The 25,584-nt window shown below is 64.6% G+C and carries 18 protein-coding genes; 7 read left to right on the top strand and 11 right to left on the bottom strand.

Going from position 1 to position 25,584, the window contains the following annotated elements; genetic code table 11:
- Window positions 1-34: 34 nt before the first annotated feature.
- Together CVO77_RS19375 and CVO77_RS19370 are read left to right on the top strand one after the other, a co-directional pair.
- Window positions 35-3,109, top strand: a complete 3,075-nt coding sequence (locus tag CVO77_RS19375; protein WP_106000478.1) for a TonB-dependent receptor plug domain-containing protein — start codon at window positions 35-37, stop codon at window positions 3,107-3,109.
- Window positions 3,109-4,068: a DUF4886 domain-containing protein gene (locus CVO77_RS19370; protein WP_106000477.1), complete on the top strand. Its 960-nt coding sequence runs from the start codon at window positions 3,109-3,111 to the stop codon at window positions 4,066-4,068. The genes CVO77_RS19375 and CVO77_RS19370 overlap by 1 nt, the downstream gene beginning before the upstream one ends.
- A gap of 2 nt (window positions 4,069-4,070) precedes the next feature.
- Here the strand turns inward: CVO77_RS19370 and CVO77_RS19365 are convergent, their stop codons facing one another.
- Entirely contained in the window at window positions 4,071-5,141 is a 1,071-nt protein-coding gene (locus tag CVO77_RS19365; protein WP_106000961.1) for an NAD(P)H-dependent flavin oxidoreductase, read from the bottom strand.
- Window positions 5,142-5,244: 103 nt separating this feature from the next.
- On the opposite strand from CVO77_RS19365, the gene CVO77_RS21365 reads away from it, so the two are divergent.
- Window positions 5,245-5,538, top strand: coding sequence for a hypothetical protein (locus CVO77_RS21365; RefSeq protein WP_158258139.1), 294 nt, complete (start codon window positions 5,245-5,247; stop codon window positions 5,536-5,538).
- Window positions 5,539-5,625: 87 nt separating this feature from the next.
- Here CVO77_RS21365 and CVO77_RS19360 read toward each other — a convergent pair whose 3' ends face one another.
- Genes CVO77_RS19360 through CVO77_RS19325 form a run of 8 tightly spaced genes read right to left on the bottom strand, consistent with a single transcriptional unit; the run spans window position 5,626 to window position 16,910 of the window.
- A complete protein-coding gene (locus CVO77_RS19360) occupies window positions 5,626-6,996 on the bottom strand; it encodes an alpha/beta hydrolase family protein (RefSeq protein WP_146130915.1) in 1,371 nt (456 codons plus the stop codon).
- Window positions 6,997-7,014: 18 nt separating this feature from the next.
- Window positions 7,015-8,523 (bottom strand): alpha,alpha-trehalase TreA, encoded by a 1,509-nt coding sequence (gene treA, locus CVO77_RS19355; protein WP_106000475.1) that lies wholly within the window; start codon window positions 8,521-8,523, stop codon window positions 7,015-7,017.
- On the bottom strand, window positions 8,520-9,737 hold the full coding sequence (locus tag CVO77_RS19350; RefSeq protein WP_242446024.1) for an MFS transporter: 1,218 nt from the start codon (window positions 9,735-9,737) through the stop codon (window positions 8,520-8,522). The genes treA and CVO77_RS19350 overlap by 4 nt, the downstream gene beginning before the upstream one ends.
- Window positions 9,737-10,768 carry an alpha/beta hydrolase gene (locus CVO77_RS19345; protein ID WP_106000474.1) on the bottom strand — a complete coding sequence of 344 codons (1,032 nt, stop codon included), beginning with the start codon at window positions 10,766-10,768 and terminating at the stop codon, window positions 9,737-9,739. The genes CVO77_RS19350 and CVO77_RS19345 overlap by 1 nt, the downstream gene beginning before the upstream one ends.
- Complete coding sequence (locus CVO77_RS19340) at window positions 10,765-11,733, bottom strand: alpha/beta hydrolase fold domain-containing protein (protein ID WP_106000473.1); 969 nt, start codon at window positions 11,731-11,733, stop codon at window positions 10,765-10,767. The genes CVO77_RS19345 and CVO77_RS19340 overlap by 4 nt, the downstream gene beginning before the upstream one ends.
- Complete coding sequence (locus CVO77_RS19335; protein WP_338061527.1) at window positions 11,730-13,046, bottom strand: glycoside hydrolase family 1 protein; 1,317 nt, start codon at window positions 13,044-13,046, stop codon at window positions 11,730-11,732. The genes CVO77_RS19340 and CVO77_RS19335 overlap by 4 nt, the downstream gene beginning before the upstream one ends.
- Window positions 13,043-14,410 carry an alpha/beta hydrolase family protein gene (locus CVO77_RS19330; protein ID WP_146130914.1) on the bottom strand — a complete coding sequence of 456 codons (1,368 nt, stop codon included), beginning with the start codon at window positions 14,408-14,410 and terminating at the stop codon, window positions 13,043-13,045. Before CVO77_RS19330 ends, CVO77_RS19335 begins: the two co-directional genes overlap by 4 nt.
- Before the next feature lie 10 nt (window positions 14,411-14,420).
- Complete coding sequence (locus tag CVO77_RS19325; RefSeq protein ID WP_106000471.1) at window positions 14,421-16,910, bottom strand: TonB-dependent receptor; 2,490 nt, start codon at window positions 16,908-16,910, stop codon at window positions 14,421-14,423.
- A gap of 160 nt (window positions 16,911-17,070) precedes the next feature.
- Between CVO77_RS19325 and CVO77_RS19320 the strand changes: the two genes are divergently transcribed.
- Both CVO77_RS19320 and CVO77_RS19315 read left to right on the top strand, forming a co-directional pair.
- Entirely contained in the window at window positions 17,071-18,087 is a 1,017-nt protein-coding gene (locus CVO77_RS19320; protein ID WP_192878847.1) for a LacI family DNA-binding transcriptional regulator, read from the top strand.
- Window positions 18,088-18,385: 298 nt separating this feature from the next.
- Window positions 18,386-18,667 (top strand): hypothetical protein, encoded by a 282-nt coding sequence (locus CVO77_RS19315; RefSeq protein ID WP_146130913.1) that lies wholly within the window; start codon window positions 18,386-18,388, stop codon window positions 18,665-18,667.
- Between the two features lie 21 nt (window positions 18,668-18,688).
- Here CVO77_RS19315 and CVO77_RS19310 read toward each other — a convergent pair whose 3' ends face one another.
- The gene (locus CVO77_RS19310) at window positions 18,689-19,654 is read right to left on the bottom strand and encodes an alpha/beta hydrolase (RefSeq protein ID WP_158258138.1); all 966 of its coding nucleotides are present in this window, start codon (window positions 19,652-19,654) and stop codon (window positions 18,689-18,691) included.
- A 123-nt stretch (window positions 19,655-19,777) separates the two neighbouring features.
- A complete protein-coding gene (locus CVO77_RS19305) occupies window positions 19,778-21,955 on the bottom strand; it encodes a TonB-dependent receptor (protein ID WP_106000468.1) in 2,178 nt (725 codons plus the stop codon).
- 165 nt (window positions 21,956-22,120) lie between these two features.
- Here CVO77_RS19305 and CVO77_RS19300 point away from each other — a divergent pair, with 165 nt between their 5' ends.
- Both CVO77_RS19300 and CVO77_RS19295 read left to right on the top strand, forming a co-directional pair.
- Complete coding sequence (locus CVO77_RS19300; protein WP_158258137.1) at window positions 22,121-23,368, top strand: TetR/AcrR family transcriptional regulator; 1,248 nt, start codon at window positions 22,121-22,123, stop codon at window positions 23,366-23,368.
- A 296-nt stretch (window positions 23,369-23,664) separates the two neighbouring features.
- On the top strand, window positions 23,665-25,482 hold the full coding sequence (locus CVO77_RS19295) for a flavin-containing monooxygenase (protein WP_106000466.1): 1,818 nt from the start codon (window positions 23,665-23,667) through the stop codon (window positions 25,480-25,482).
- Window positions 25,483-25,584 lie beyond the last annotated feature (102 nt).

Here is a 25,584-nt window from a genome sequence, read left to right as displayed (position 1 = left end):
CAAGGGTCATGCGAAAGCAAGAGGGAGAAGGACAATGAGGGGTTCGACATCGGCACTGTTGCTCGCGAGCACGGCGATCTGCCTGTTCGCCGGCTTACCCGCCCATGCGCAGGACAAGGCGCCCACGGCCCAGGGCGACGCGGCCGATAGCGACGGCCCGGACGGCGACATCCTGTCGTCCGACATCGTCGTCGTCGGCACGCGCATCGAAGGCGCGCGCGTCACCGAGGCACTGCCGGTCGTCGTCCTCGATCAGGACCGGATCGACGCCATTGGTGCGGTCAGCGGCGACGAACTGATCCGCAGCATCCCGCAGATGGGCGACGTCAGCTTCAATCCCGGCAACAACGCGCAGACGAGCAATGCGGCGCGCGGCGACGTCGGCTCGGTCAATTTGCGCTCGCTGGGCGTCGGCAACACGCTCGTGCTTCTAAACGGACGCCGCATCGTCACCCATCCGGCGAGCCAGGGGCTGTCCGACACCGGCACGGTGCCGGTGCTGAGCTATAATTCCAACGCGATCCCGACGACCGGGCTCCAGCGGTTCGAGGTGTTGCTCGACGGCGCGGCGGCGCTCTATGGTTCGGACGCGGTCGCGGGCGTCGTCAATACGGTGCTCAAGGACAATTATGACGGGCTGAGACTCCAGGCCCAATATGGCGGCGCCGAGGGCACCCATTTGCGCGAATTCCAGGGCAATATCCTGGCGGGCAAGAGTTTCGATCGCGGCAATTTCACCGTCTCGTTCGAATATACCAACCGCTCGGCGTTGCGCGCCGAGGATCAGGATTTCACCGCTTCGGCCGACCTGCGCCCGCTGTTCGCCGATTATCCCGATTTCGCGGACTCGACGACGCCCGACGGGCGCGCGACGCGCGGCACCTGGCCCGCGTTGCAGGTCGCCGTCACCGGCGGCCGACCGCGCCTCGGCTCGACCAACATGACGACCGCGGCAGGCGCCTTCACCGTCCGTCCGCCCAGCTTCGGCGGCTGCACCTATCAGCTTTCGCCCGACCTCTGCCTGGTGAACACCTCGCTCGCCACCAACAACAGTTTCCGCGACCTGCGCTACGACACCGCGGTCGGCACCACCGTCATGCCGCAGGTCAAGCGCTACAATGGCTTCGCCAACGGGCATTATGACCTGACCGACACACTGACGCTGTTCGGCGAGTTCGGCTATTATTATTCGGATACGCTGCGCGGCCAGCCGCCGGTCATCAACCTCAACCAGATCTGGATCCCGGCGAGCAACTATTACAATCCGTTCGGACCGGTCGGCAGCCCCAACCGCATCCCCGGGCTGACCAACGTGCCCGACGAGGGCCTGCCGGTGCGGATGACCAACTATCGCTTCGTCGATGCCGGGCCGCAGACCGTGCATGTCACCGGCGAACAGCTCCGCGCGCTGCTCGGCATTCGCGGCGAGGCCGCGGGCTTCAAATGGGACAGCGCCTTCACTTACTCGGAAGCGAGCGCGCACGACAGCAGCTTCGCGGTTCGCAGTTCGGCGCTCCAGCAGAGTCTCGCGCTATCGACGCCCGACGCCTATAATCCGTTCAACGGCGGCTGTGCGACGACGACGACCTATGGCGACTGCACGCCGAGTTCGCAGGTCGCGATCGATGCCATCGGCTTCCAGCTTCAGCGCCGGTCGAAGACGACACTGACGATGGGCGATTTCCGCGCCTCGCGCCCCGACCTCTTCAAGCTGCCCGGTGGCGATGTCGGCATGGCATTCGGCGTCGAGGTGCGCCGCGAGACGCAGCGCGACGACCGCGACGCCGCAGTCGACGGGTCGGACCCCTTTGTCGATATGGTATCGGGCGCGATCACGATCAGCGACGCCGCCGCGGTCAGCGACAATCCCGACACCTATGGCAAGCGCACCGTCGCCGCCGGCTATGCCGAACTGGCCGTGCCTTTGGTGTCAGAGGATATGAACGTGCCGCTGATGCGGCGCTTCGACCTCCAACTCGCCGGACGCTATGAACATTACAGCGATTTCGGCAGCGTCGCGCGGCCAAAGATCGCCGCGGCGTGGGACGTCTTCGACGGGCTGCGCTTCCGCGGCTCCTATTCGCAGGGCTTCCGCGCGCCGAACCTCGAGCAGGTCAATGCGGTCGAATATGCCCGCCTTGCGACAAGCCAGGACTTCCTGCGCTGCGAGGTCGATCTGCGCGCCGGCCGGATCGACAGCTTCACCGCCTGCGGCAACAATGTCGGCTATTCGCGCCGCGTGTCGGGCAACCCCGATCTCAAGCCCGAAAAGAGCACCAACTACAACCTCGGCGCGGTGTTCGAGCCGACCTTCCTTCCCGCCGACCTCGGACATCTGACCTTCACGGTCGATTACTGGTCGATCCGGCAAAAGGGCATCGTCGGCATCCTTGGCAACGACACCGCGATCGCGCTCGACTATCTGCTTCGTCTGCAGGGATCGTCGAACCCCAATGTCGTCCGCGACGCCGCCAACGCCGACGATATCGCGGCCTTCGCGGGAACGGGCATCGCGCCGGTCGGGAGCATCCTGACGGTGCGCGACCAGTTCATCAACCTGTTGCCCCAGACGGTGCGCGGGCTCGATTTCGCGGTCTATTGGCGGTCGCCGAAGACGAGCATCGGCAAGTTCGACCTTGCGGTGAACGCGACGCGGCTGCTCAAATTCTCGCGCGCTCCGGGTGATGCGGTCGACATGCTGGTCGCCGCGCGCGCGGCGGGCGACATCAACGCCGCGACGCCGCTGCCCGAAACGGAGGATCTGATCGAGGCCAACGGTCGCCCGAAATGGCGCGGCTCGGCGTCGCTGACCTGGTCGCTGGGGCAGTTCCAGATCGGCGCCTTTGCGCGCTACACCGGCGCGGTCGACGAAACGGGCTTTGTCGATGCCGACGGCAATCCGTGGCGGGTCAAGTCGCAGCTTACCGCCAACCTTTATGCCCAGGTCCGTATCCGCGACCAGGCCGGGATCGGCGGCGACATGCGCTGGCGCGTCGGCGTCCGCAACATCGTCAACAAGAAGCCGCCGCTCTCGTCCGAAGGCTATCTGGGGTCGCTCTACAGCCCCTATGGCCGCTATTGGTACACCTCGATCACTACGGAGTTCTGATGATGAAATACGGGTCCGGTATCTGGCTTTTGATCGGCTGCGCCGGGCTCGCCGTCGCGCCGGCGGCAACGGCAAAGGAGAGCGCGCCCGCGCCGACCGCCGCCGGCGCGACCTCCCTCGCCGCTGCCCCTGCTCTCGCGCCGAAAGCGGCGCCGCGAACGATCCTGTTCATCGGCAACAGCTTCACCCAGGGCGCCCATTCGGCAGCGCGCAACTGGCACGCCGGCACAGTCACCGACCTCAACGGCGCGGGCTATGGCGGGGTTCCGGCGCTGTTCAAGGCTTTTTGCGAACAGGCCGGACTCGATTATGCCGTCAGCCTCGAAACACAGGGCGGCAAGTCGCTCGGCTTTCATTATGACGAGCGGCGCGCGCTGTTCGACAAGCCGTGGGACGTGGTTGTCCTTCAGGAATATAGCGTTCTCGACCGCGCCAGCCCCGGCGATCCGGCTGCCTATATCCGCGATGTCGCGCGGATGACCGCGCTGTTCGAAAAGCGCAACCCGGCGGTCGATATCCGGCTCGTCGCCGCCTGGACGCGTGCCGACCAGACCTACACGCCCAAAGGCCATTGGTATGGCAAGCCGGTGGCCGCGATGGCCGACGACCTGCGCGCCGCCGCCGAACGCGCCCGCGCCGCGACCCCCGCCGTCAAGGGCATAGTACCCGTGGGCGAGGCGTGGACCCGGGCGATGGCAACCGGCGTCGCCGACCCCGATCCCTATGACGGCATCGCCTATGACCAGCTCGACCTTTGGACCTACGACCATTATCACGCAAGCGTCGCGGGCTATTATCTGTCGGCGCTGGTGACCTTTGGCGCGATCACCGGGGTCGATCCGACCAGCCTCGGCGCGCACGAAAAGAGCGCCGACGCGCTTGGTCTGTCGGATGCGCAGGCGGCCGCGTTGCAGACGGTCGCGCGCGACGAGCTGGCACGGCTGAAAGCCGGGCGCTGATCCTACCGCCGCCGCGCTGTTTCGAGCTCCACCGCCAGCACACCGACAAGCTCCGCCGCCGGCATCGACCGCGCCAGCGGAGCGCCCTGCCCCGCCCATTGCGCCCCATATCCATGCTCTCCCTGCGCCTTGGCGGCAGCATGGAGGGCTTTGCCGAGGTCATAGGCGATCGGATAAGCCGGGATGTCGGTCGGATTGGTCGTCGCGTCGAGCGCGGCGAAGCGGTTGGCCAAGATGCGCGCGGGCCGTCCTGACACCGCGCGCACCATGGCGGTATGTCGCGCGGCGTCGCTGGTCAGCGCGGCGCGGTAACCAGCGTCCGCCAGGCTCTCGTCGCAGGCGATGAAAGCGGTGCCGAGTTGCGCGGCCGATGCCCCCAGGTCCAGCGCCGCGGCAATCCCCGCGCCGTCCATGATCCCGCCCGCCGCGATCACCGGCCGGTCGAGCGAGCCAGCCAGCAGGCGGGTCAGCGCCATGGTCCCGAGCCGGTCGTCGCGCGCGTCGGGGTCGAACATCCCGCGATGGCCGCCCGCTTCCCACCCCTGCGCGACGATGGCGTCGATCCCGGCCGCTTCCGCAACTTGAGCTTCCGCGAGGCTGGTCGCGGTCGCGAGCAACACGATCCCGGCCGCGTGCAACGCCGCGATGGCCTCGGCCGTCGGCAGGCCAAAGTGGAAGCTGACGACCGCCGGGCGCTCAGCGATCAGCATATCGAGCATCGCGGCGTGGCCGACGAAGCTGCGATAGATTTCGCCGAGCGCATTCGGCGGTGCGGCATCGAATTCGGCGAACAACGGACGGAAGCGCTCGATCCACCGGCGCTCGCACTCGGCATCCGCCGTCGCGGGCTGGTGACAGAATAAATTGACCTGAAACGGCCGCGCGGTGCGCGCGCGCACCGCGGCGATCATTCGCCGCGCCCCCTCGACATCGGTCGCGCCAACACCGATCGAACCCAGCGCCCCCGCCTCGCTGACCGCCGCCGCCATGTCAGGCGAAGACACCCCCGCCATCGGCGCCTGGACGATCGGCAGATCGATGCCGAGAAGCGAGAGAAGGTCACGGTTGGCCATGATCGCAGCCTTATAGGCGTTCTGTTCAGGCTCCAACCACGATTCCCGTTGGGTAGAAGCTCGCAGCTTCGCCGGTCGAAACAGGGAAGATCGTTCAAAAACCGTGGGTCACATCATCGGCGAAGAGCAATGGAATGCCGAACCGAGTGTCCTCAACCCCGATCCGCTGGAGCCGCAGCGTTGTTTCGACGCCATAGGCGCTGAGGAACAATCCGGTCCCTATTGCCCGCCCGGACATCAGCCTCACTCCCGGCGGGCAATGGGGACCGGTGGCGCTTCGTTCCCCATCCGCCTGGGCAAGCTGGCCGAGTTTTTCGGCGAGCGTCATGCGCGCAAGCAATGCATCGATATCGACCGGCGCGCGGTGCAACCGCGGCTTTCCCGCCTGGGCTCGTAACCACCGCTCCGGCGAGCCCGCTCGTACGAACGAAATCGCGGCGGGCTAGGCGGATCCCCTCGGCGCATCCTCCTCGCCCACGCAACGCTAGCGAACCGCTTCGACCGCCGGCCGCTTTCCGGTTTCGACCCAGCCTCGCAGCGCCTCCCACGCCGCCGCCGATTGTTCGGGGCTGAAGCCGCAATGGGTATAGCCCTCCACCCCGCCCACCGGGAGCGGCGCTTTGGTTCCCGGCACAGTATATTGGACGAGCCGCTTTCCATTGCCTGCTGCCGCAACGATCCGCCCGAGCGCCTCCGATTGGGCATAGGGCACCAGCGAATCGATGCGATTGTGGATCGTCACCAGCGGGACGGTGAAGCGCCCGGTCGCCTGATGCCAGCGGCGGGCATTGGCGACCGCCTGCGGGTCTGCGGTGATGCGTTGGATCTTCGCATTGAAGGCCGCCGCTTCCTCTGCCGTCATTTCTGCGCTCGCGTATACCTTGCCGTCATTGCCGTAGATGCTGCCGCCGAGCGTGCGGTTCAAGTCATCCATTCCCAGCGTCGCTGTCACGAGCGGAAAGGCGATCGATGCGGGTTCGGGCTCGAAGCCGCCGATCGAGGCGACTTGCTTCAGAATGCGGGCCTCGCGTCCCGTCGGGTTGGCCTGCGCCGCCTGGGCGAGCGAAAGGATCGGCATCGCGATCTGGCCGATCCGGCCCCAGCGGAACGCCTCGCTCGTCGCGGCCTCGCCCGCGGGCGAGTCCATCGGCAAGGCCGAACGGGTCAGGTCGTGCTCGCCGGGGAGCGCGTAGGGCGTGCCTTCGGTGAGCAGATTATAGGCCGCGCGCATATCGATGAGCTGCCCAAACAGGCTTTCCCAGCCGTCGGTGACGCCGCACGACGACAGCGCGCCGGCGAAAGCCTTGGGATATTGCTCGATCAGCGACAGGGTGATGTTGCCCCCCATCGACGTGCCCGAAATCAGGAATCGCGTCGCTCCGAGTTTCGCGAGGAAATTGCGCAGGCGGAGCGTATTTTCGGTCGCGGTCTGAACCCCCATTCCGGCCTTGTCATAGGCGCTGTGGCCGGCGGCATAGCCGTCGCGATACGCCTCGAGCAGTACGCCGTTCGCGCCGGTTCCGTTGGAGAGCGGATCGTCGGGGACGGCGACCGGCGTTCCGGGGGTCGAATAGCCGTGGACATAAAGCAGCGCACTGTGGTTCCACTTCGCGGGAAAGGCGACCGAGAACTGGTCGCCTTCGAGCTTGCCAGCAAGGATAAAGCCTCCGTCTGGAGCGGCGAACGAACGAACGTCGGTGGCGCCGAGCTTTTGCGCGCTTGTCACGAGGGTCGATTGCGCCGCGGTCAGCGCGGCGGGCTGAATATCCTCGGCATATGACGCTACCGGTGCAGCCATGGCGAGAAGCGCCGAAACCATTGCCGCGACATACCGGCCATTCTTTCTGTTACCCATTGCTGCCTCCTGTTGATGTCACCCAAGGGTTCCCGCCTCGTCCTGTGTCGCGAGAAGCTCAAGCGTTACGCCATTGGTCCACCCAAAGCCTGTTTCCGTCACATATTCGCCGCCTGATCCGGCGGCGCAGGCGACGACATCATATTTCTCGAAAAGCTGGCCACTCGCCTCGTAATGCGCTTCGACCATCGCCAGCCAGCGACCGGCGATGCTATCTGCCAATCCTGTTTCGCCATAACGCCGCAGCCCGCTGATCGCGATCCATTGCAAGGGGGCCCAGCCATTGGGTGCGTCCCATTGCTGGCCGCTGTCGCACAATGTCGTCATCAGCCCACCCGGGCGCAGCAGCCGTTCGAGCGCCAAAGCCGCGCGGCGCGCCTGGTCCGCCGAGGCCACCCCCATGAAGAGAGGGAAGGCGGCAGCCGCGGTCAGCCTGCCCGACACCCGCGCGCTGTCGAGATCGAAGTCGGCGTAATGGCCGGTCTCACCATTCCAGAGATGGTCGGAGATCGCCCGCGCCCGACGTTCGGCGCGCGCGGCGAAATCGTCGGCCCGACTGGTCTCGCCAAGGCCACGCGCGGCCTCGGCGATCGCCTGTTCGAGGCCGAAGAGCAGCGCGTTGAGATCGACAGGAACCAGCCGGGTGGTGCGGATAGTGGCGAGATTTAGTGGGTCGGCGAGCCAGCGCGAACTGAAGTCCCATCCGCTCTCGGCCGCGGCGCGAATGTCGCGCCAGAGTTCCCGCGCATCGCGCGCCGGGGCCTCGGCCGCGAGCGCGATATCCTCGCGCCAACTCTCGTCGCGCGGGCAGTCGCTGTCGTCCCAATAGCGATTGAGCAACGCACCATCGGCCAGCCGGACCACGCGCCGCACCTCGCCGCCGGGCGCGAGGCCACCCTCGCCCGCCATCCAGAAGCCATGCTCCCTGATCATCCATGCCAGCCGGCGGCGGCGGCCCCCAACGCTGTCGTCGCGCGACAGCGCCGCCATCAGATAAAAGAAGGGCGGATGCGAGCGGCTGGCGTAATAGCTGCGGGTGCCGTTCGGGATATGACCGATCCGGTCGAGCAGGCTCCCGAAATTACCGATCATATTCTCGACCAGATCCTGTCGTCCCGAGCGCGCGAGCCCGAGCATGGTGAAATAGCTGTCCCAATAATAAAGCTCGCGAAAGCGACCGCCGGGGACGACATAGCTGTGCGGCAACCACAGTTCCGATGATCCGGGCGCGGGTTCGCCCGACACGCGCGTCAGGAGCGGCCACAGCGCCGATATATGGGCGGCGAGTTTGAGGCCGTCGGGCGACGGCGCCGGCTGGGCTCGCGGAACATCGAAATTGGCGAATATGAAACGCCGCAGCGTCTCGCCCGGCGCCGGGCGCTGGCTTTGCCAGTCGGCAAGGATCGCCGCCGGCTCGCGGCGCGGGCGCGCATCGGCAAAGGTCTTGGAATCGGGAAAGAGGCCGCTCTCCTGCACCGCGGCGAACAGTGGGCCAAACAGTCCGGCGGGCGTGTCGGCCACAATCATCGGGCCATGCTCGCGACCCGGCGGCGCACAAGCGGCAAGGCAAGCGCGACGAGCGCCATCGGCGCCAGCAGAAAATAGAAAGCGGTGGTGCCGGGCACCGACTGAAAAAGCAGCCCGACCAGAAACGAACCGATCGTGCCGCCGAGCGCGGAGAAGATCACGATCAATCCGATCATCGCGGCGTGGCGATGCTGCGGCAGCGCGCTCAGCGCGACCGAGCATATGGTCGGATAGACGGGAGCGAGGAACAGGCCGATCAACGGAAAGAGATAGGCCGCAAAGGGTGCGTTCGCCCATCCGGTGTCCGCACGCGGTCGCACGCCTTCGGCCAGCGGCAACGCCAGGACCACCAGCGCCGCCAGCGCGGCAAGGCAGGTCAGCAGCACCGGCAGCCATGCGATCCGGCGCAGCAGGAGTCCCGACAGCAGGCGTCCGAGCGCGAGCGAGGCGATGAAGATGCTCGACATCTGGACGCTCATCGCTGCCGGCAGATGGAGTATCTCGCGGTTGAACGTCGGAAGCCAGGTTCCGACGCCCTGTTCGATCAGGACGTAGAGGAACAGGGTCGCGAGCACCGCGACCGTCGCGGGCAAGGCGGCAAGCGCCAGCATCTCTTTCCAGCCGGCCGACGCCGAAGCGCCGTCGCCTCTGGTCGACGCCGCGCTTTCATCGAGCCGGATACCGATCCAGGCGAAAGACGCCAGCGCGCAGAATGCGGCGAGCAGCCAATAGACGCGCAACCAGTCGCCGCTGTCGATAAACCAGCCGAAGATCCAGGCGCCCGCCAATACGCCGACCATGAATACGCCCTCGACAAGACCGGTGATGCTTGCGTGATCCGCGGGATCGCGCGCGACCAGTCCGATCGCCGAATAGGTCGCGATCTTGGTGATGCCGAACGCGAGGCCGGTCATCACGAACAACGCCTGCATCGCCGGGAAACCCGTGGCGAAGGAGGCGAGCAGGCAGACGAACGCCATCACCGCAAGTATCGCGATCAGCGAGCGGCGATAGCCGAAAGCGGGCACCGCGCCGACCAGCAGGAACGAGGCGACGACGACCGACAGATCCTTGCACGCCTCAAGCGTCGATCCCATCAGCTTGCTTGCGCCGAAATGGACGATCGACTGCAGGATGACGATACCCACACTGTTCATAAGCAGGCCGAGCAGCGCATAGGTCAGGGCGAGGGTTATGATGGTGCGTGCCCGCATCAGCGCGCGCGACGCCCCAGATGCCGGTCGAAGAAGGAGGCGATGAGCCGATAGGCTTCGGTCGATTCGGGCATGTCGGGCCAGACGAAGAAGGCGTGCGGCAGACCGTCGAAGAGATACAGTTCGCTCTCCACCCCCGCCGCGGCGAGGCGGCGATGCGCGAGCGTCAGCGCGCTCGTGGCGAAATCCCGTCCCCCCGCGAGCAACAGTGTCGGCGGCATCGCCTTCACCGCCGTCTCGGAAACGAGCGGATAGGCAGTGGTGTCGCTCGCCTCGATCCCCTGCATATAGGGAAGCGGCAGCACATCGGGCAGCGCCGGGACGGGAAGCGCCGCGCCGCCGGTGATAAGCCCGGCCAGATACGGACTGTCGCCCGAATAAGGCGCGCCGGTGCCGCAGAAGGTGCCGATGGCGCCCGGGCGCGCGAGGCCTTCGCGGCGGATCCAGGCAGTCGCTTGCGCGGTGATGACGCCGCCCGCCGAACAACCGTAAATGCCGATGTTGGCGGCCGGATATTGCTTGAGCAGCGCCTTGTAGACTGCGGTCACGTCTGCCGAGGCGGCCGGATAGCGATGTTCGGGCGACAGCCGGTAATCGACGGTCACCACCTTGACCCCCATCGTCGCGGCGATCGGGATCGCCTCGACCAGCGCGCCGCTGCCCGAACCCCACATGAAGGCACCGCCGTGGACATTGATGACAACGCGCTCTTGGTTGCCCTTGGCGATGCCGTCGGCAGGCTCGACGATATCCACGGTGACGCCGTTCAGCGTCTCGCGCCGCTCGCTGGTGCGGAAATGGCGGCGCATCTCGGCCAGCCGGTCGTCATTGTAACGACCATAGAAGGCCCGCTGCTTCGCGACGTCGCCGGCGATCTCGGCGGGCGCCGTGGCCTCTTTCATCCGTTCGAGTATCTTCAGCGCCTCATCGCTGAGCTGGTTCGACGCCGGCAGGGTGAAGGCGGGAACCGAGATTTGCGCCACGGCCGGTGAGGCGGTCGCGAGCGCCGCCAGGATCAATATCGTCCTCATTTTCCGTCTCCCAGGCGCGCGGCGAAAAAGCGCGCCATCGCGGCGAAGGCCGCATCGGTTTCGGGCGCGTCGATATAGCTCCAGAAGGCGTGCGGCAGCCCGTCGAACAGCATGAGCTGTGCGGGCACTCCTGCCGCATCGAGCGCGCGGCAGAAATCGGCGGTCGCGCTCAGCAGGAAATCGCGGCCGCTGGTCAGGCACAATGTCGCGGGCCAGCCCGCGAGATCGCCGCGCTGCGGCGACAGCAACGGATCGTCGGCCGCTCGCGCGCCGGCATAAAGCTGCACCAGCATCGTCGCCGCGGAGGGATCGGCGAACAGCGTGACACTGTCTGCCTGTCGCGACAGGTCGGCGGTGCCCGAGAAGAAGCCGAGCGCGGCTGGCTGCGGCAGTTTGTCGGCGCGAAGCCGCGCGACGAGTTCGGCCGACAGGATCGCGCCCGCGGAAGTGCCGTAAAGCCCGATCCGTTTCGGCTCATGGTCGCTCAAAAGCGCGCGATAGACCGCAACGGCATCGTCGACGGCGGCGGGAAAGGGATTTTCCGGCGCGAGGCGATAGCGCACCGCAACAACCGGATAGCCAGTGAGCGCGGCCACCGCGGCGTTCTCGCTGATCGATCCTGCATCGACGAGGAAACCTCCGCCGTGCAGGTTGAGAAGAACGCGCCCCTTCGCGGCACCCTTTGCCGGCGTAAAAAGACGCACCGGAACGCCCGCGATCACATCGTCCTTCATCGTCACGCCGTACCGCGCGAGACGCGGCGCGCCGATTTCCCGCTGGATCGCCTCGGCGCGATCGCGGCGCCCCTCGATCGTCGCAGGCTCGGGCGGGCGGGCGTCGTTCGCCGCCAGCCCCTCGCGCGCCTCAGCCGAGAGCGAAGCGGGCCACGGCGCCTTGACGAGTTGGGCCGACGCGGCGGGGGCCAACACCAGCGCGGCAAAAAGAATCAGCCAGCTTCGCGTCATGATCTTCCCCTCACCAGATCAGCGTAGAGACGCGCGCTCGGTTTCGGCGTGCGACGAAAAGTCTTGCGGTCGACCGCGACGAGACCGAATTTGGGGCCATAGCCCGACAGCCACTCGAAATTGTCGAGCAGCGACCAGTGGATATAGCCCAGCACCGGCACGCCATCTTTTTGCGCCGCCTGGACCGAAGCGATCGCTTCGGGAATGAAGCGTTCGCGCTCCGCATCGTCTGCCGCGTCGATGCCGTTTTCAGTAACCATAACCGGCAGGCCGGTCGCCTGATGGGCATAACGCACGACATTGCCCACCGCCGCGGGATACCATTCACCACCGCCCGGCCGGCGCGCGACGCCGACGGGAATATCGACATCGCGCTCGGCGCCGACATAGGCACGGCCATAGGTCTGAACCCCGATGAAATCATCCTTGTCCATTACCGCGAAGAAGGGGCCGTAGACGTCGGCGCGCTTGCGTTCGATTGCGCTGTTCTCGACGACCGCGACATTGTCGGGGATGGCGAGGCTCATTCCGATCGGCAGGTCGCCGCGCACCGCACGGATCGCTTCGCGGGCCTTGACGTGGGCGGCGGTGACGCCGGGGATCATCGGTGCCGGATCGCCGGCGTTGAGTAGCGAGAAACGGTCGGACCCGCTGGCCTTCGCCGCCGCCGCGACGCAGGCGATGACGCGGTTCATGAAGGCGGGTGGCGGCGGACTGGCCGACCAGCCGCCGCCGAGCGCCAGATTCGGCTCGTTGAAGGTCAGCGCATGGCTCATCCCCGCCGCCATCGCGCGCGCGACCCTGTCGCAATAGCGCGCGAACAGGTCGGGCGCGTCCATGTTCTCCCAGCCCCCCGCCGCTGCGAACCAGCGCGGCGTGGTGAAATGGTTGAAGGTGACCACCGGCGCCAGTCCCTGCTCACGGCAATGGTCGACGATGCGCGCATAATGGTCGAGATAGGCTTGGCTGAATTGCCCCTGAGCGGGCTCGATGCGCGACCATTCAACCGAGAAGCGATAGGCGTTGAGTCCCAACGCCTTGACGATGGCAATATCCTCGCGCCAGCGGTTCAGGCTGTCGCATGCATCGCCCGACGGCTCGGCGAAGATCGTCGGCTTTACCTGTTCAAGCAGCCAGATGTCGGCATTGATATTGTTGCCCTCGACCTGATGCCCCGCGGTCGCGGCGCCCCAGAGGAAAGGCTGTGCCTCCTTCACTGCCGCGCGCAGCGGCCCGGATGCGGCCGCCGCAACCGCGGCGGCACCCAAGCCAAGCATCCGGCGGCGATCCAGCGGCGGCAGCGCGCCTGTCACTTGACCGCATCCGGTCCCGGACGCCGACCCGTCCGCACCCAGGTCCGCATCGCATCGAAGGCGTTGGCGTTCTGCTTCGGCGAAAAGCCGCAATGGGTATAGCCCTCGAGGCCATCGGGTAGCGGCATCTTCGTCGGCGGCACGGCGTATTGCGCGATCCGCGCGCCGTTGCCCGCCGCCGCGACGATCCGCCCCAGCCCTTCGGATTGAGAGAAAGGCACCAGCGAGTCGGTCGTCTGATGCACAGTGACAAGCGGCACCCGGAACTTGCCCGTCGGCTCGTGCCATTGCCGGGCAAAAGCGACGGCGCGGGGGTTGGCGTGATAGCGCGGCATACGGCGATTGAAATCGGCAGACTCTTCGGCGCTCATCTCTGGCGGCGCGTAAACCCGTTCGCTGTTGTCGATCGGCAGCCCGCCCATCGTCGCGACGATATCGTCCATGCCGAGCACCGCCGCATAGACCGGCGCACCGATCGCTGCGGGGTCGGGTGCGAAGCCTCCGACCGCCGCGACTTGGCGGATGATCCGCGCCTCGCGTCCGTCGAGGTTCGCTTTTGCCGCCTGGAACAGCGCGAAGATCGGCATCAGGACCCGCATCCTCTGCTGATCGCGAAAGGCATCGCCGGGGGTCGAATCTCCCGCGGACGGCTCGGTCGGCAGCCCCGAGCGCGTGAGATCGTGCGCGCCGGGCAATGCATAGGGCGTCCCTTCGGTCAGCAAGTCATAGGCGCCGCGCATGTCGGCGAGCTGCTGGATCAAAGGCCGCCAGCCCTCGGTCACGCCGCACATGGACACCGCGCCGGCAAAAGCCTTTGGGTAGAGTTCGATCAGCGCCAACACGACGCTACCGCCCATCGATCCGCCGACGGCATAATGCCGCTTGGCGCCCAGCCGGGTCGTCAACGCATGCAACCGCATCGCGTTCTTCGCGCCGCTCTCGGTCGCAACCCCCGATTTATCGAACGCCGCGACACCGACCGCGAGACCTTCGTCATAGATGTGCCGCAACGCACCCCCGCTTTCCGATGGCGCGGTCGGATCGGCGGGCACCGCGGGCGTCGAACCGGGTGCCGCATAGCCCTGCCCGATCAACACTGCTTCGCGGTTCCAGTTCGCCGGAATCGCAAGCACGAAGATATGGCCGTCGAGCTTGCCGTTTACGATCATCCCGCCGCCTGGCGCGGGACGGGTCGTCAGATCGGTCGCACCGGCCCGGCGCGCCTTGTCGAGAAGCGTTTCCTGCGCGCGGTCGGGGGTGAAGGCAGCGGCCGGAACGGCCGAGTCGGACGCCTGCCTCGCCGCCACCGGTCCCGAAAGGCCGATCGCTGCGGCGAGGACGAGCGAGAGAGTGGAACGCTTCATCGCGCTGCGCTCAGAAGCGGTAGCGAAGCTGCACGCCATATTGCCCCGGCTCCCCATAGATCGAGTTGATGAAACCCGAATTATTATAGCCGGGGTTGGCGGTAACCCGATATTCCTTGTCGAAGATATTGGTGCCGTAGATCGCCGCGTCGATGGGCGCCCCGAACATATTGTTCCACTCGAGCCGCAGATTGACGAGGCTGTAGCCCGCGATGGTGTCGAACGGCTGCGCCTCGGGCGTCACGCGCTGGCTCGACTGATAGGTCCAGTTCGCGTTAAACGCCATCTCGCCCACCCCTTCGACGGCCGGCAGGTCGATGCGCGCGTTGAGGCTGAACTTATGTTTCGGAACGAAAGAGAAAGGCGTGCCCGACAGGTCGCGGCTCGGCTGCGCCGCGGTCAGCGCCTGCGGGATCGCGGGAATCGCGATCGAGTCATATTTCAGATACTTCGCGGAATTGTACGAATAAACCGCGCTCAGCGTCAGCCCACGTACAGGGACGAGTTGCCCCTCGAACTCGAGCCCCATCACCCGCGCCTTTTCGGCGTTGGTCAAAATGTCGGAACCCGCGATCGACGCGCGTTGGATGACCTGAATATCATTGTACCAGGTATAGAAGGCTGAGATGTTCGTGCGCGCCTTGGCATCGCCGCCCAGATCCCAATCCTTCTTCACGCCAAGCTCGACGTCGGTGACCTGTTCGGGTCGGACCGCGAACAGCGGGTGCTCCTGGCCGAGAAATAGCGACACGATCGGGTTGGTCGCGCCCGATTTGTAGCCACGCCGCGACACCACATACAGTAGCGTATCAGGGTTAACCTGCCAGTCGAGCCCCACCTGCCAGGTCGGCCCGTTGCTCTTGCCGTTGAAGGTCGGCGTCGTGCAGTTGGGATAATAGAGTGTCGGGAAGCCCCCGGCGGCCACTGCCTGGAAAGCATCATAGGTGCAAAGATTGGCGTTGAGGCCAATCACCTGCGCCGCCTGTGCGGGCGTGATTACGCCGAGCGCGGCAAGCTGGTTGAAGACCTGATAGCTTTGCGGATCCTGATAGGCCTGGATGTCACCGCCAAAGCGGTCCCAGGTCCAGCGGAAGCCGGCGGTCGCGGTAAGGTCGGGGGTCAGCTCATATTGCACCTGCGCATAAACCGCCTTGCTGCGTCCGTCGACGTGCGCGGTCGGCTGGAGGCTGAGCGCGGGGAGCAGTGGCGTATCGGCACCGAGCGCGGCCTGCAGCGCCGGCGGCAGGATGATCGGTCCGCCGCCGAGGATGCCAAGCTGCTGCATCGGATTGACCGTCTGGAAGGTCAGCGGCGACGGGGTCGTCTGGTCGAGGAAGAAGCCCCCGGCCTGCACGCGCAGCGTCCCATCGTCATAGCGAAGCTGCAATTCCTCGGTGATCGTGCGGAGGTTATTATTATAGCTCCCGGGATAGGCGCCGAGCAGGTCGGCGATCGGCAGCGGTGTCGAATCGCGGTCGGTCGCGCTCGTCGAACGCGTGCGGGCGTAGCTGATGACATTCTTCAGCGTCAGCGTGTCCGAAAGGTCGAATTCGGTATTGTTGAGCGCAAGGAACGCCTTCGCTATTTCGCGGGTGGGAACGCTGAGCGCCGTCTCGCGAACGCCGCGCGCCTGCTGCTCGAGCAAATAGGGCTGGAGCAAGGCCGCGTAGGGACGCGCAGGATTGACTGCGAGCAGGATGCTGCCACCGCCATGTTCCTTCACATCGACATAGCTGACGGCGGTATAGCTGCGGATCGCCTCGGTCGGGTTGAACTGCAAGCCGAAGCGCAGGCTGTAATTGTTGCGGTTGAGATAATCGCGGCCGGTGACGACGTCGCGAACATAGCCGTCGCGCTTGTCGAACTGCCCCGCGACGCGGATCGCCAGCACGTCATCGACCAGCGGAACGTTCAGCGCGCCCTGCCCGCTGCGGCGGTCGTAATTGCCGAGCGTCAGATCGGCATAGCCTTCGACGACGCCCATTTTGGGCCGCATCGGCTCCAGCAGCACCGCGCCGCCAGTGGTGTTGCGGCCGAACAGTGTGCCCTGCGGCCCCTTCAGAACCTGCAACGAGGCGAGATCATAGAAGCTGCCCGGACCGCTCACGCTGGTCGGCACTTCGGCGAAATAGCCGACCACGCCGGGGCCGCTCCCCGTACCGGGGCCGCCGTTGCCGCCCATGCCGCGGATCGAATAGGTTTCCTGATTTCGCGCGACGTCGCCGACCACCGACAGCGACGGCGTATAATTCTGAAGATCGGTGCCGTTATTGACCCCCTTCTCGCGCAAATTGTCCTGGCTGAACGCCGTGATCGCGATCGGCACCTGCTGCGCGCGCTCGTCGACGCGACGCGCGGTGACGATGATTTCATCCAGCCCGCCGCCAGTCGAATCGGTCTGCGGCGCATCCTGCGCCAGAACCGGCGACGGCGCGGCCATGAGTGCGAGCGGCGCGACGCCCCAGCAAAGCGACATCAGAAATTTGCGCGTGATTGCCATCGATCATCCTCCCCTTGACGAGCCGTGTCGCCCGTTCGCGCAATTTGATAAGTTTTTATGAAATGCATTTCAATAGAAAGTTTCATTGGCGGCGCGATGGGCGATTGCGCGCGGGCTTTCGGTGTCATATGAACGCGGAATGGAGGGCCGAAACAGCGATATGACCACGAAGCCGCGCACAGCCCGGCCGACGATGGAAGACGTGGCGCGCATTGCAAAAGTTTCAAAGCCGACGGTGTCGCGGGTGCTGAGCGGTAGCCCGCTGGTCAGTGCCGAAACGCGCGAGCGGGTACTCGCGGTGGCCCGCGAACAGGGCTACGCGCTCAACCGCCATGCCCAGAAGTTGCGGCGCGAGCGCGCCAACGCGATCGCGGTGGTGCTCGATTTCGGATCGCACCGGCAAGGCGCGATCGGCGACCCCTTTATTTTCGAACTCCTCGCCGGCATTTCCGAAGCCCTGTCGGTCCGCGACCTCGATCTGCTGCTGTCGCCGTCGGGGCTCGACACGGTCGAGGGTTTCGTCGATCTTTATCAATCGCGCGGCGCGGACGGCTTCGTCGTGCTCGGCCAGGGCGCGCGCGATGCCCTGCTGCAGAAGGTCGCGCGCAAGAATATCCCGATGGTCGTTTGGGGCGCGGTCAGCGATGCGAGCAGCTATTGCGCGGTCGGGAGCGACAATTATCTTGGCGGCCGCCTCGCGGGCGACCGCTTCCTGTCGCTCGGCCGCCGCCGCTGGCTGTTTATCGGCAATCGCCAGCACGAGGAAATCCGCCTGCGCTTCGAAGGACTGCAAGCCGCCGCCCGAACCGACAAGGCGGTTGAGATCGAGGTCCTGTCGATTGAATCGATGGCCTTTTCGGCGATTCATGACCAGGCGAACGCCTATCTGAAGACATGCGTCCAAAGGCCCGATGCGGTCTTTGCCTTTTCGGACACTGCGGCGATGGCGGTGATCGGGGCGTTCAGCAGGGAAGGTCATCTGACCCCGCGCGATTATTCACTCATCGGCTATAACGACATCCCACCGGCAGCGCATTTCACCCCGTCGATCACCACCATCGCCCAGCAGACGGGCGTCGCAGGCGCGCTACTCGTCGAGAAACTGATGCAGACGCTGGACGGTAGCCGACCCCGATCCGCAATGCTGCCAACTCAACTTGTCGTTCGGCAAACCTAGCTACCTCGTCGCCGATACGGCAGTTTTGAAGCAATGGTCCAAATAGGATAAACGACCGAGTGCGGGCGTATTATCGCCGGGCCGCTCTTCGGTCCAAACTGGCCGGTTACGGTCGGCTTTCTGGCGTCGATCGGCAAAGGCGGACGCCTGCGCTCGAAGTTTCACCAAGGACGACTGCCGAAATTGGGAGCCGTCGCTAGCGATTGAGCTAAATTGCTCTTGTCCGGGTGGAACCATATGAGCGGACAATGAGGCCCCCTCCGGGGCTTGTGGTGCCGAATTCGCCCTGGGACTTCCTTTGTCGGATGCCTATAAAACCTGGTTGCGAATATTGGCTCTGGCCTGCGCCAGCCTGATGTCGAGCGCGGCTTTCGCCGACGCGCCCGTCTCGCCGGCCCCAGCCGGTTACGGCCCGCCGATCGGCGCGAACGACGCCCTTGCCCTGGCCCAGCGTGCAGGCGAGCGCTCGGCCTCAAAATGGCCACTGCCGCGGTGGAGCCGTCGGGTGAACTGGGTCGGCAACGATGTTATCGCGCGCCCGGATCAGCGCGGCCTCTGCGGGGGCGGCATGCTGTCATAGGCGAGCGCTTGCGGCAGGTGGTCATGCCTGTCGTTCTGCTTTCAGGCGGGCCGAAATCCATTGTCCGGCCTCGGCGATGGCGGCGTTGCCGGCCACTGGCAAAACATGGTGGAACAGCAGCCATGCATGGATCATCTCGGGCCAAATACGGAGCGTCATATCATTGCCGGCCAGGGCTGCGCGATGAGCCAGTCGGGTGGAATCGCCGAGCAGAACCTCGTCCGTTCCGACCTGGACCAGCATCGGCGGAAGATCCGTCATATCGCCGTTGAGCGGCGAAAGAAGCGGGTCTTCGGGCACCGCATGGGCGCAGTACATATCCGCCATTCCCTGCAAGATATCACGCGAAACCATGGGGTCATGCGGGCCGCGAATATCGTATGCATCGCCGCTTTGCGTCAGGTCCAGCCAGGGACTGAGCAGATAGGCACCGCCCGGCAAGGCGCGGCCCATTTCGCGTAATTTCAGGACGAGGGCGAGGGTCAGGTTGCCGCCAGCGGATTCGCCGCCCACGACGATGTCGCGAGGCTGGAACCCCTCATCGATGACGAATTGCCAGGCGTTGACGGCATCATCGAGCCCAGCTGGATAGGGCGCTTCCGGCGCCAGCGCATAATCCATATTATAGGCGACAACCCCCGCCGCGCTCGCCAGTCGCGAAACCAGATGGCGATGGCTTAGCGACGAACCAAAGACATGGCCGCCGCCATGGTGATAGAGCAGCGCCTTGTCGGTGTCGGCGCCGGTCGGGACGATGCGTTCGCCGCGCACGCCGTCCCGACCGATCGACGTTATCATGCAATTTTCGGCCGGGGGCACCGCGCCATGTTCGGCGTCAAAAGCTGCGCGCTGCTGTTCGATGGTCGGCGGCGGGCCGCCGGCCATCGCCGCCATCTGTTCGATCCAACCGCACTTGAAGGCGGCGATTTCGGATTCGGACATATTGTATCTCCGTCCATTGAGCAAACTGAGTTCAGGCGCGAACAAGGCCCATGCCCTTGAAGGCAACGGACGCCGATTCCACCATATCCTGAACCGCGCGCGAATCCTTTCGCAAAGGCCGTGGAACGATATCCCGCGCCGCCCCTGACCGGGCGGCGCGGTGCCCCTTTAGAAATTGGAACGCAGTTCGATCCCATATTGGCGCGGGGTGTTCCACGAAATGAAGCGCGCGCCGAAATTGTCGGATGAATCCATTCGCGCGATATAGGCCTTGTTGGTCAGGTTGTTGACGAACAGGCGGACGCGGAAACGCTCTTCGGGGCTGTCCCAGATGAGTCCGGCGTTGATCAGCGCAAAGGCGTTCTGGGTGTCGAGCGGACCGTTGAATTCGCGCAGATAATATTTGCTGCGATAGCTGACATCAGTGCGCAGGGTGAAGCGGCCATGACTGCTCGCCGCGGTGCGATAGGCGACGCCCAGGTTCCCCGAGAATTTCGGCGCTTCGTTGAGACGGTGACCGTCCAGAACCTGAACCCCGGCGGCGGGATCAAGTCCGTCGGTGTTCGAGAAGGAATCATAGCGCGCGTCGAGATAGGTGGCGTTGGCGTTGATCGACCAATGGTCGTCCGGCTGCCAGTCGGCCTCCAGTTCCGCACCCTTGATCGTCGCGGCCGCGGCGTTGTTGATGAAGCGGGCGAGCCCGATCACCTGGCTGATCTGAAGGTCGGTATAATCATAATAGAAAGCCGAGAGGTTGAGCGTGAGCGTCCGATCGAGCAACCGGGTCTTCAACCCGCCTTCATACGCCGTGAGCTTTTCGGGATTGAACCGATTGTCGCACGCATTGAGGTTATAGCCGCCCGCCTTATATCCCTTAGAGAAGGTGGCATAGGCGTTGACGTTGGACGAGAATTCATAGCGCGCGCCGAACCGTGGCGTGGTCGATGTGAACTTCGCCTCGTTCGTCGTCAGCGGACAGGTCAGGATCGTCGCGAAATTTCCGATCGAAATGCTGTTCTCCTGAACCTGCTTCTGCCGCTCTTCGGAATAGCGAACTCCGGCGATCAGGCTGAGATTGGCGACCGGGCGCACGGTGACGTCGGCAAAGGCGGCCTTGACGCTGGTGTCATAGTCGCGAACGTTGAACACGAGATCGCTCCCCGGCGGCAGGCCCGCCGGCGACAGCGGTGCGACGCCTTCGAGCAAGTCATAGTCGAGGATATGCTGGTAGCTGTCCTTCAGATAATAGAGGCCCGTCACCAGATCGACGGCATCGAGGCTTAGCGCGGCGTTGAGTTCCTGGGAAAAGCTCTTGGAATCATAGAAGCGGCGCACGGGGAAGATCGACACGTTGATGCCGTCGTCGTCCGCGAGGGAATCGTCGCGCAGCGTCGTATAGCCGCTGATCGATTTCAGCGTGACATCGCCCAGCGACCAGGTCGCCGTGGCCGCGGTCATCGACAGGCGGCGATCGGTGTTGACCGGATCATTGGCCGAGGTTTCCAAAGGCTTAAACGAATAGGTCGCCGCGGCCAGCGCGGGATTGACCGAGACGATGAGCGCGGTCGGCTGGTTGTGCAGCACGAAATATTGCGTCGGCCCCGATCCATCGAGGAATGTGGTCGACAGGCTGAGGTCGAAATTGGGGGCCAATTCCATGTCGAAGCGGACACGGCCCGAGAAGGTCTTGCCGCGATCGAGATCCTGTCCGCCGGGGATGACATTTTTAACGAAACCATCGCCGCGGCGATTCCAGTCGAGCACGACCCGCGCCTTCAGCCAGTCGTTGAACGGCACATTGACCATGCCCTGCACGCGCGCATCGTCATAATTGGCATAGCTGGCGAGCAGATAGCCTTCATATTCGTTGGTCGGCGCCTTGGTGATGAAATTCACCGCGCCGCCGTTGGCGTTGCGGCCGTACAACGTTCCCTGCGGCCCGCGCAGCACCTCGACCCGCTCGAGGTCGATCTGCAACAGGTCACCCATCGACGGGCGCGGCTGATAGACGCCGTCGACATGGATCGCGACGCCGGGAGCGCCCTGGTTGAGACCGACCCCGCGGATGGTGATCGAGGTTTGGCCAAGCAGGTTACCGATCTGGGTGCTGGGGACGCTGAATTGCAACCCCGCGGCGGTCGAAATTCCGCGCTCGTCGAGCAATTCGGAACTGAGCGCCGAAATGGCGATCGGCACCTGCTGGATCGACTGCGACCGTTTTTGGGCGGTGACGATGATCTCACCGTGGCCGGTGTCGCCATCATCCGTCGCGTCCTGCGCGAAGGCCGGCATGGGGGTGGCCATGGCCGCCACGGCGCACAGCAGGCTCTGACGCAAATTCAGCATGATATTATCTCCTCACCCGGTGAACCGGACTCCGCATCGCCGCGTTTCCGGATTTTTCATTTGAGGGCATGGATAGATCATAATGTAAAATGCGAGTCAATAAAATTTACAAATGAGTTCCATTGCAGCGATTGACGTTAGCTCTGGCCTATGGTGAAGGAACATATGACGAGCGAAAAAGCCAAAGCGAGAGGCGGCCGGGGTTCGAAACGGGCCCGTGTCATGGAAGAGGCGGCGCGGACGTTGAACAGCCATGGCGTGTCCAATGCGTCCTTGCCCGCGATCGCCGCCCGGCTGGGCGTGTCGCGCGCGGCGCTTTATTATTATTTCGAAGATCAGGAAGATCTGGTTTTCCAAAGCTATCGTCGATCGTGCGAACATATGGCGATGCACCTGAGCGAGGCGGAGGCGGCGGGCGGCGACGCGATGACCAAATTGCAGCGCTTCATCGACAATTTGCTGGCCGAGGACGCCCCTCAGCTCGCGGCGCTGAGCGATCTCGCTTACCTCCGCCTGGAGCAGCGCAATATCATCAACGGTCTGTTTCAGGCGATCAAGGCGAGCATCGCGGGGCTGCTCGCGTCGGGCGCGGCGCGCGGGGAACTGCGCGAATGCCGGGCCAGCATCGTCGCGCCCGCTATCCTTGGAATGGTGTCCTGGATCCCGATCGCGCAGCAGTGGCAGAGCAATGAAAGCCTGACGCACGGCGATCTCGTCGACGCCGTCAAGGCGATCCTGACCGAAGGCATCGCCACCGACCGCCGCTCGACGGTCGACTTCAAGCCGCTGGACGTGGCGCTTGCACACCATGCCGAAGTCAATTTGTTCGACGGGCACGCGGTCGCGGCCGCCAAGCAGGATGCGCTGCTCGGCGCGGCGTCCTGGCTGTTCAATCTCAAGGGGGTCGATGCGACGTCTCTCGACGAGATCGCGATGCGGGTCGGGGTCACCAAGAAGGTGATCTATCATAATCTGGGCGACAAGGAGACGCTGGTCGCCGAATGTTATCGCCGGTCGTTCCGGCATTATGAGGCGGTGGCGCGCGCCGCGCGCGATTATGACGGGCCGCGTATCGCGGCGATCATGGCCGCCAATCATGCCTTCGCGCGGGCCAGCCTGATGGAGGGCAGCGCGCCGCTGTCCCCCTTGACCGGTGTCGAAGCCTTGCCGCCGGCCGTGCGCGAGGAAATCGGCAACTCGACGGATTTCCTGATGGATATCTTCCTCGGCCTTCATGCCGAAGGGCAGGCGGAAAAGACCGTTCGCAAACTCAACGCCCGCGCGATCGTCGCGGCCAATCCGGGCGGTTTCGAATGGTTGCCCAAATGGTTCGAGACATTGAGCGACGCGGAGCGCGAGGCCGCGCCGCTCGAACTCGCCGAACTTTATCGCATCGGGCTGTTCCCCATTTAGAGCCGATGACATTGCTTTGAACCGTCACTGCGAGGGGCCGCAGGCGACGAAACGATCTTCAGCTATCGCACTGCCTTGCCGGTAGCTGGCGATTGCTTCGCTGCGCTCGCGATGGCGAGCCACCAATTCCGTGTCATGAAACCGCCGGTCGAAGCACCGGCACGGTCGCTGTCGCAGGGCAGCGCACTTTGTCGCGCGTCGCTCACCTTGACTCAAATGTTTTTCTAAGTGTATTTATGCACTCAATTGTTAAATTTTAGCGATGCCAAATGGCATCTCCGCTTGGGAGTGCAGACATGGAAAACGGCTTGAACGGGACGATCGAGGCAGGCGGAAACGCGGCACCGGACAAGTCCGACATCGATGCGATTCAGAACCGCTATCGCGCCGAACGGGATAAGCGACTCGCGGCCGCGAATGTCGGCCAATATGTCTCTCCCGACGGGGCGCTCGCGCGTTATGTCGATGATCCCTATGTCGAACGACGCTTCGATCGTGCGGCGGTCGCCGAAGAGGTCGAAGTCGCGATCATCGGCGCAGGTTTCGGCGGGCTCCAGGCGGCGGCCGAACTGATCAAGAGCGGCATTTCCGACTTTCGCATCATCGACAAGGCCGGGGACTTTGGCGGTGTCTGGTATTGGAACCGCTATCCCGGCGCGTCGTGCGACATCGAATCCTATATCTATATGCCGATGCTCGAGGACATGGGCTACACGCCGTCGCTGAAATACGCCCGAGGGCCCGAGATTTTCGACTATGCGCGTTCGATCGCGGAAAAGTTCGGCCTCTATGACAAGGCGCTGCTTCAGACGCAGGTCGAGCGGCTGAACTGGGTCGAGGCGGATCACCGCTGGCTGATCTCGACGCGCGAAGGCGACCGTATCCGGGCAAGGTTCGTCATGGTTGCGACCGGCGTCCTGCAAAGCGTTCGCCTGCCGGCCATTCCGGGCATCGAGACGTTTCGCGGTCATAGCTTTCACACCAGTCGCTGGGATTATGGCTATACCGGCGGCGATCCGGCCGGGAAACTCACCGGCCTGGCCGACAAGCGCGTCGGCATCATCGGGACGGGGGCGACCGCTGTGCAATGCATCCCGCATCTCGGCGCCAGCGCTGGACAGCTTTATGTATTCCAGCGGACCCCCGCTGCCGTTCCCGTCCGCGACAACCGGACGACCGATGACGGATGGGCGGCTGCGCTCAAACCCGGCTGGCAGCATGAGCGGATGAATAACTTCGACCATATCATCAATGGCCGACCGACGACGGTGGATTTGGTTCAGGATGGCTGGACCGAAGTATTGGGACAGATCGGGGTCGATCTGACCGGGATCAACGATGCCGACGAGCGCCGCCGGGTTGCGGATATCGCGTTCATGAACAATGTCCGGGCGCGCGTCGACGCCGTCGTCAAGGACCCCGCCACCGCCGAGGCGCTGAAGCCCTGGTTCAACATCATGTGCAAGCGCCCCTGCTTCCACGACGAATATCTGGACACGTTCAACCGACCCAATGTGACGCTGGTCGACACCAACGGCCAGGGCGTCGAGCGCATTTCGGAAAATGAAATATGGGTTGGCGGCAAAGCCTATGAACTCGATTGCCTGATCTATGCCAGCGGCTTCGATTTCCAGACGCCCGACATGGCGAAGCGTAACGGTTTCGATCTATTCGGCCGCGGCGGCATCAGCCTCACCGAAAAATGGCAGGGCGGGATGAAGACCTATTTCGGCCATTTCAATGCGGGCTTCCCTAACCTGTTCGTGCAGACCGCGACGCAAGGGGGGCTGACATCGAACGTGACGCACGGCCTCGGCGAACTGGCGCGGCATTTCGTTCATATGGTGACATATTGCCATGAGCATGGCGTCCGCAGCTTCGATGCCACGCCGCAAGCCGAGGACATGTGGCAGGAAAAACTGCGCGCGGCGGCCGGTGCCCGGCGCCAATATGATATCGAATGCACACCCGGCTATTATAACAATGACGGCAACCCCGACGCCGATACCGGCCTTCAGGCTTTTTATCAGGGCGGCTCGGTCGAGTTTTTCGAAATATTGGAGGCCTGGCGCAATGACGGCCGCTTCGAGGGTTTCGAGCTTGCTCACGGCTGACAGGCCGTCGGAACGGCTGAATCGGACCGGGACGACAGGTCTCTGCTTGCGTCGTGAACGGACGAAAGCGCGGCGCATAGCTCGGCCGACCCGTCGCGTGGC

This window comes from Sphingopyxis lindanitolerans, from assembly GCF_002993885.1.
Lineage (GTDB): Bacteria > Pseudomonadota > Alphaproteobacteria > Sphingomonadales > Sphingomonadaceae > Sphingopyxis > Sphingopyxis lindanitolerans.
The sequence above is the reverse complement of the archived record's forward strand: the minus strand, read 5'-3'. Positions and strand labels throughout refer to the sequence as shown.

Coding starts and splice junctions, on each gene's coding strand:
- CVO77_RS19375 (WP_106000478.1), top strand. CDS start 35: ATGAGGGGTTCGACATCGGCACTGTTGCTCGCGAGCACGGCGATCTGC.
- CVO77_RS19370 (WP_106000477.1), top strand. CDS start 3,109: ATGATGAAATACGGGTCCGGTATCTGGCTTTTGATCGGCTGCGCCGGG.
- CVO77_RS19365 (WP_106000961.1), bottom strand. CDS start 5,141: ATGGCCAACCGTGACCTTCTCTCGCTTCTCGGCATCGATCTGCCGATC.
- CVO77_RS19360 (WP_146130915.1), bottom strand. CDS start 6,996: ATGGGTAACAGAAAGAATGGCCGGTATGTCGCGGCAATGGTTTCGGCG.
- treA (WP_106000475.1), bottom strand. CDS start 8,523: ATGATTGTGGCCGACACGCCCGCCGGACTGTTTGGCCCACTGTTCGCC.
- CVO77_RS19350 (WP_242446024.1), bottom strand. CDS start 9,737: ATGCGGGCACGCACCATCATAACCCTCGCCCTGACCTATGCGCTGCTC.
- CVO77_RS19345 (WP_106000474.1), bottom strand. CDS start 10,768: ATGAGGACGATATTGATCCTGGCGGCGCTCGCGACCGCCTCACCGGCC.
- CVO77_RS19340 (WP_106000473.1), bottom strand. CDS start 11,733: ATGACGCGAAGCTGGCTGATTCTTTTTGCCGCGCTGGTGTTGGCCCCC.
- CVO77_RS19330 (WP_146130914.1), bottom strand. CDS start 14,410: ATGAAGCGTTCCACTCTCTCGCTCGTCCTCGCCGCAGCGATCGGCCTT.
- CVO77_RS19325 (WP_106000471.1), bottom strand. CDS start 16,910: ATGGCAATCACGCGCAAATTTCTGATGTCGCTTTGCTGGGGCGTCGCG.
- CVO77_RS19320 (WP_192878847.1), top strand. CDS start 17,071: ATGACCACGAAGCCGCGCACAGCCCGGCCGACGATGGAAGACGTGGCG.
- CVO77_RS19305 (WP_106000468.1), bottom strand. CDS start 21,955: ATGCTGAATTTGCGTCAGAGCCTGCTGTGCGCCGTGGCGGCCATGGCC.
- CVO77_RS19300 (WP_158258137.1), top strand. CDS start 22,121: ATGACGAGCGAAAAAGCCAAAGCGAGAGGCGGCCGGGGTTCGAAACGG.
- CVO77_RS19295 (WP_106000466.1), top strand. CDS start 23,665: ATGGAAAACGGCTTGAACGGGACGATCGAGGCAGGCGGAAACGCGGCA.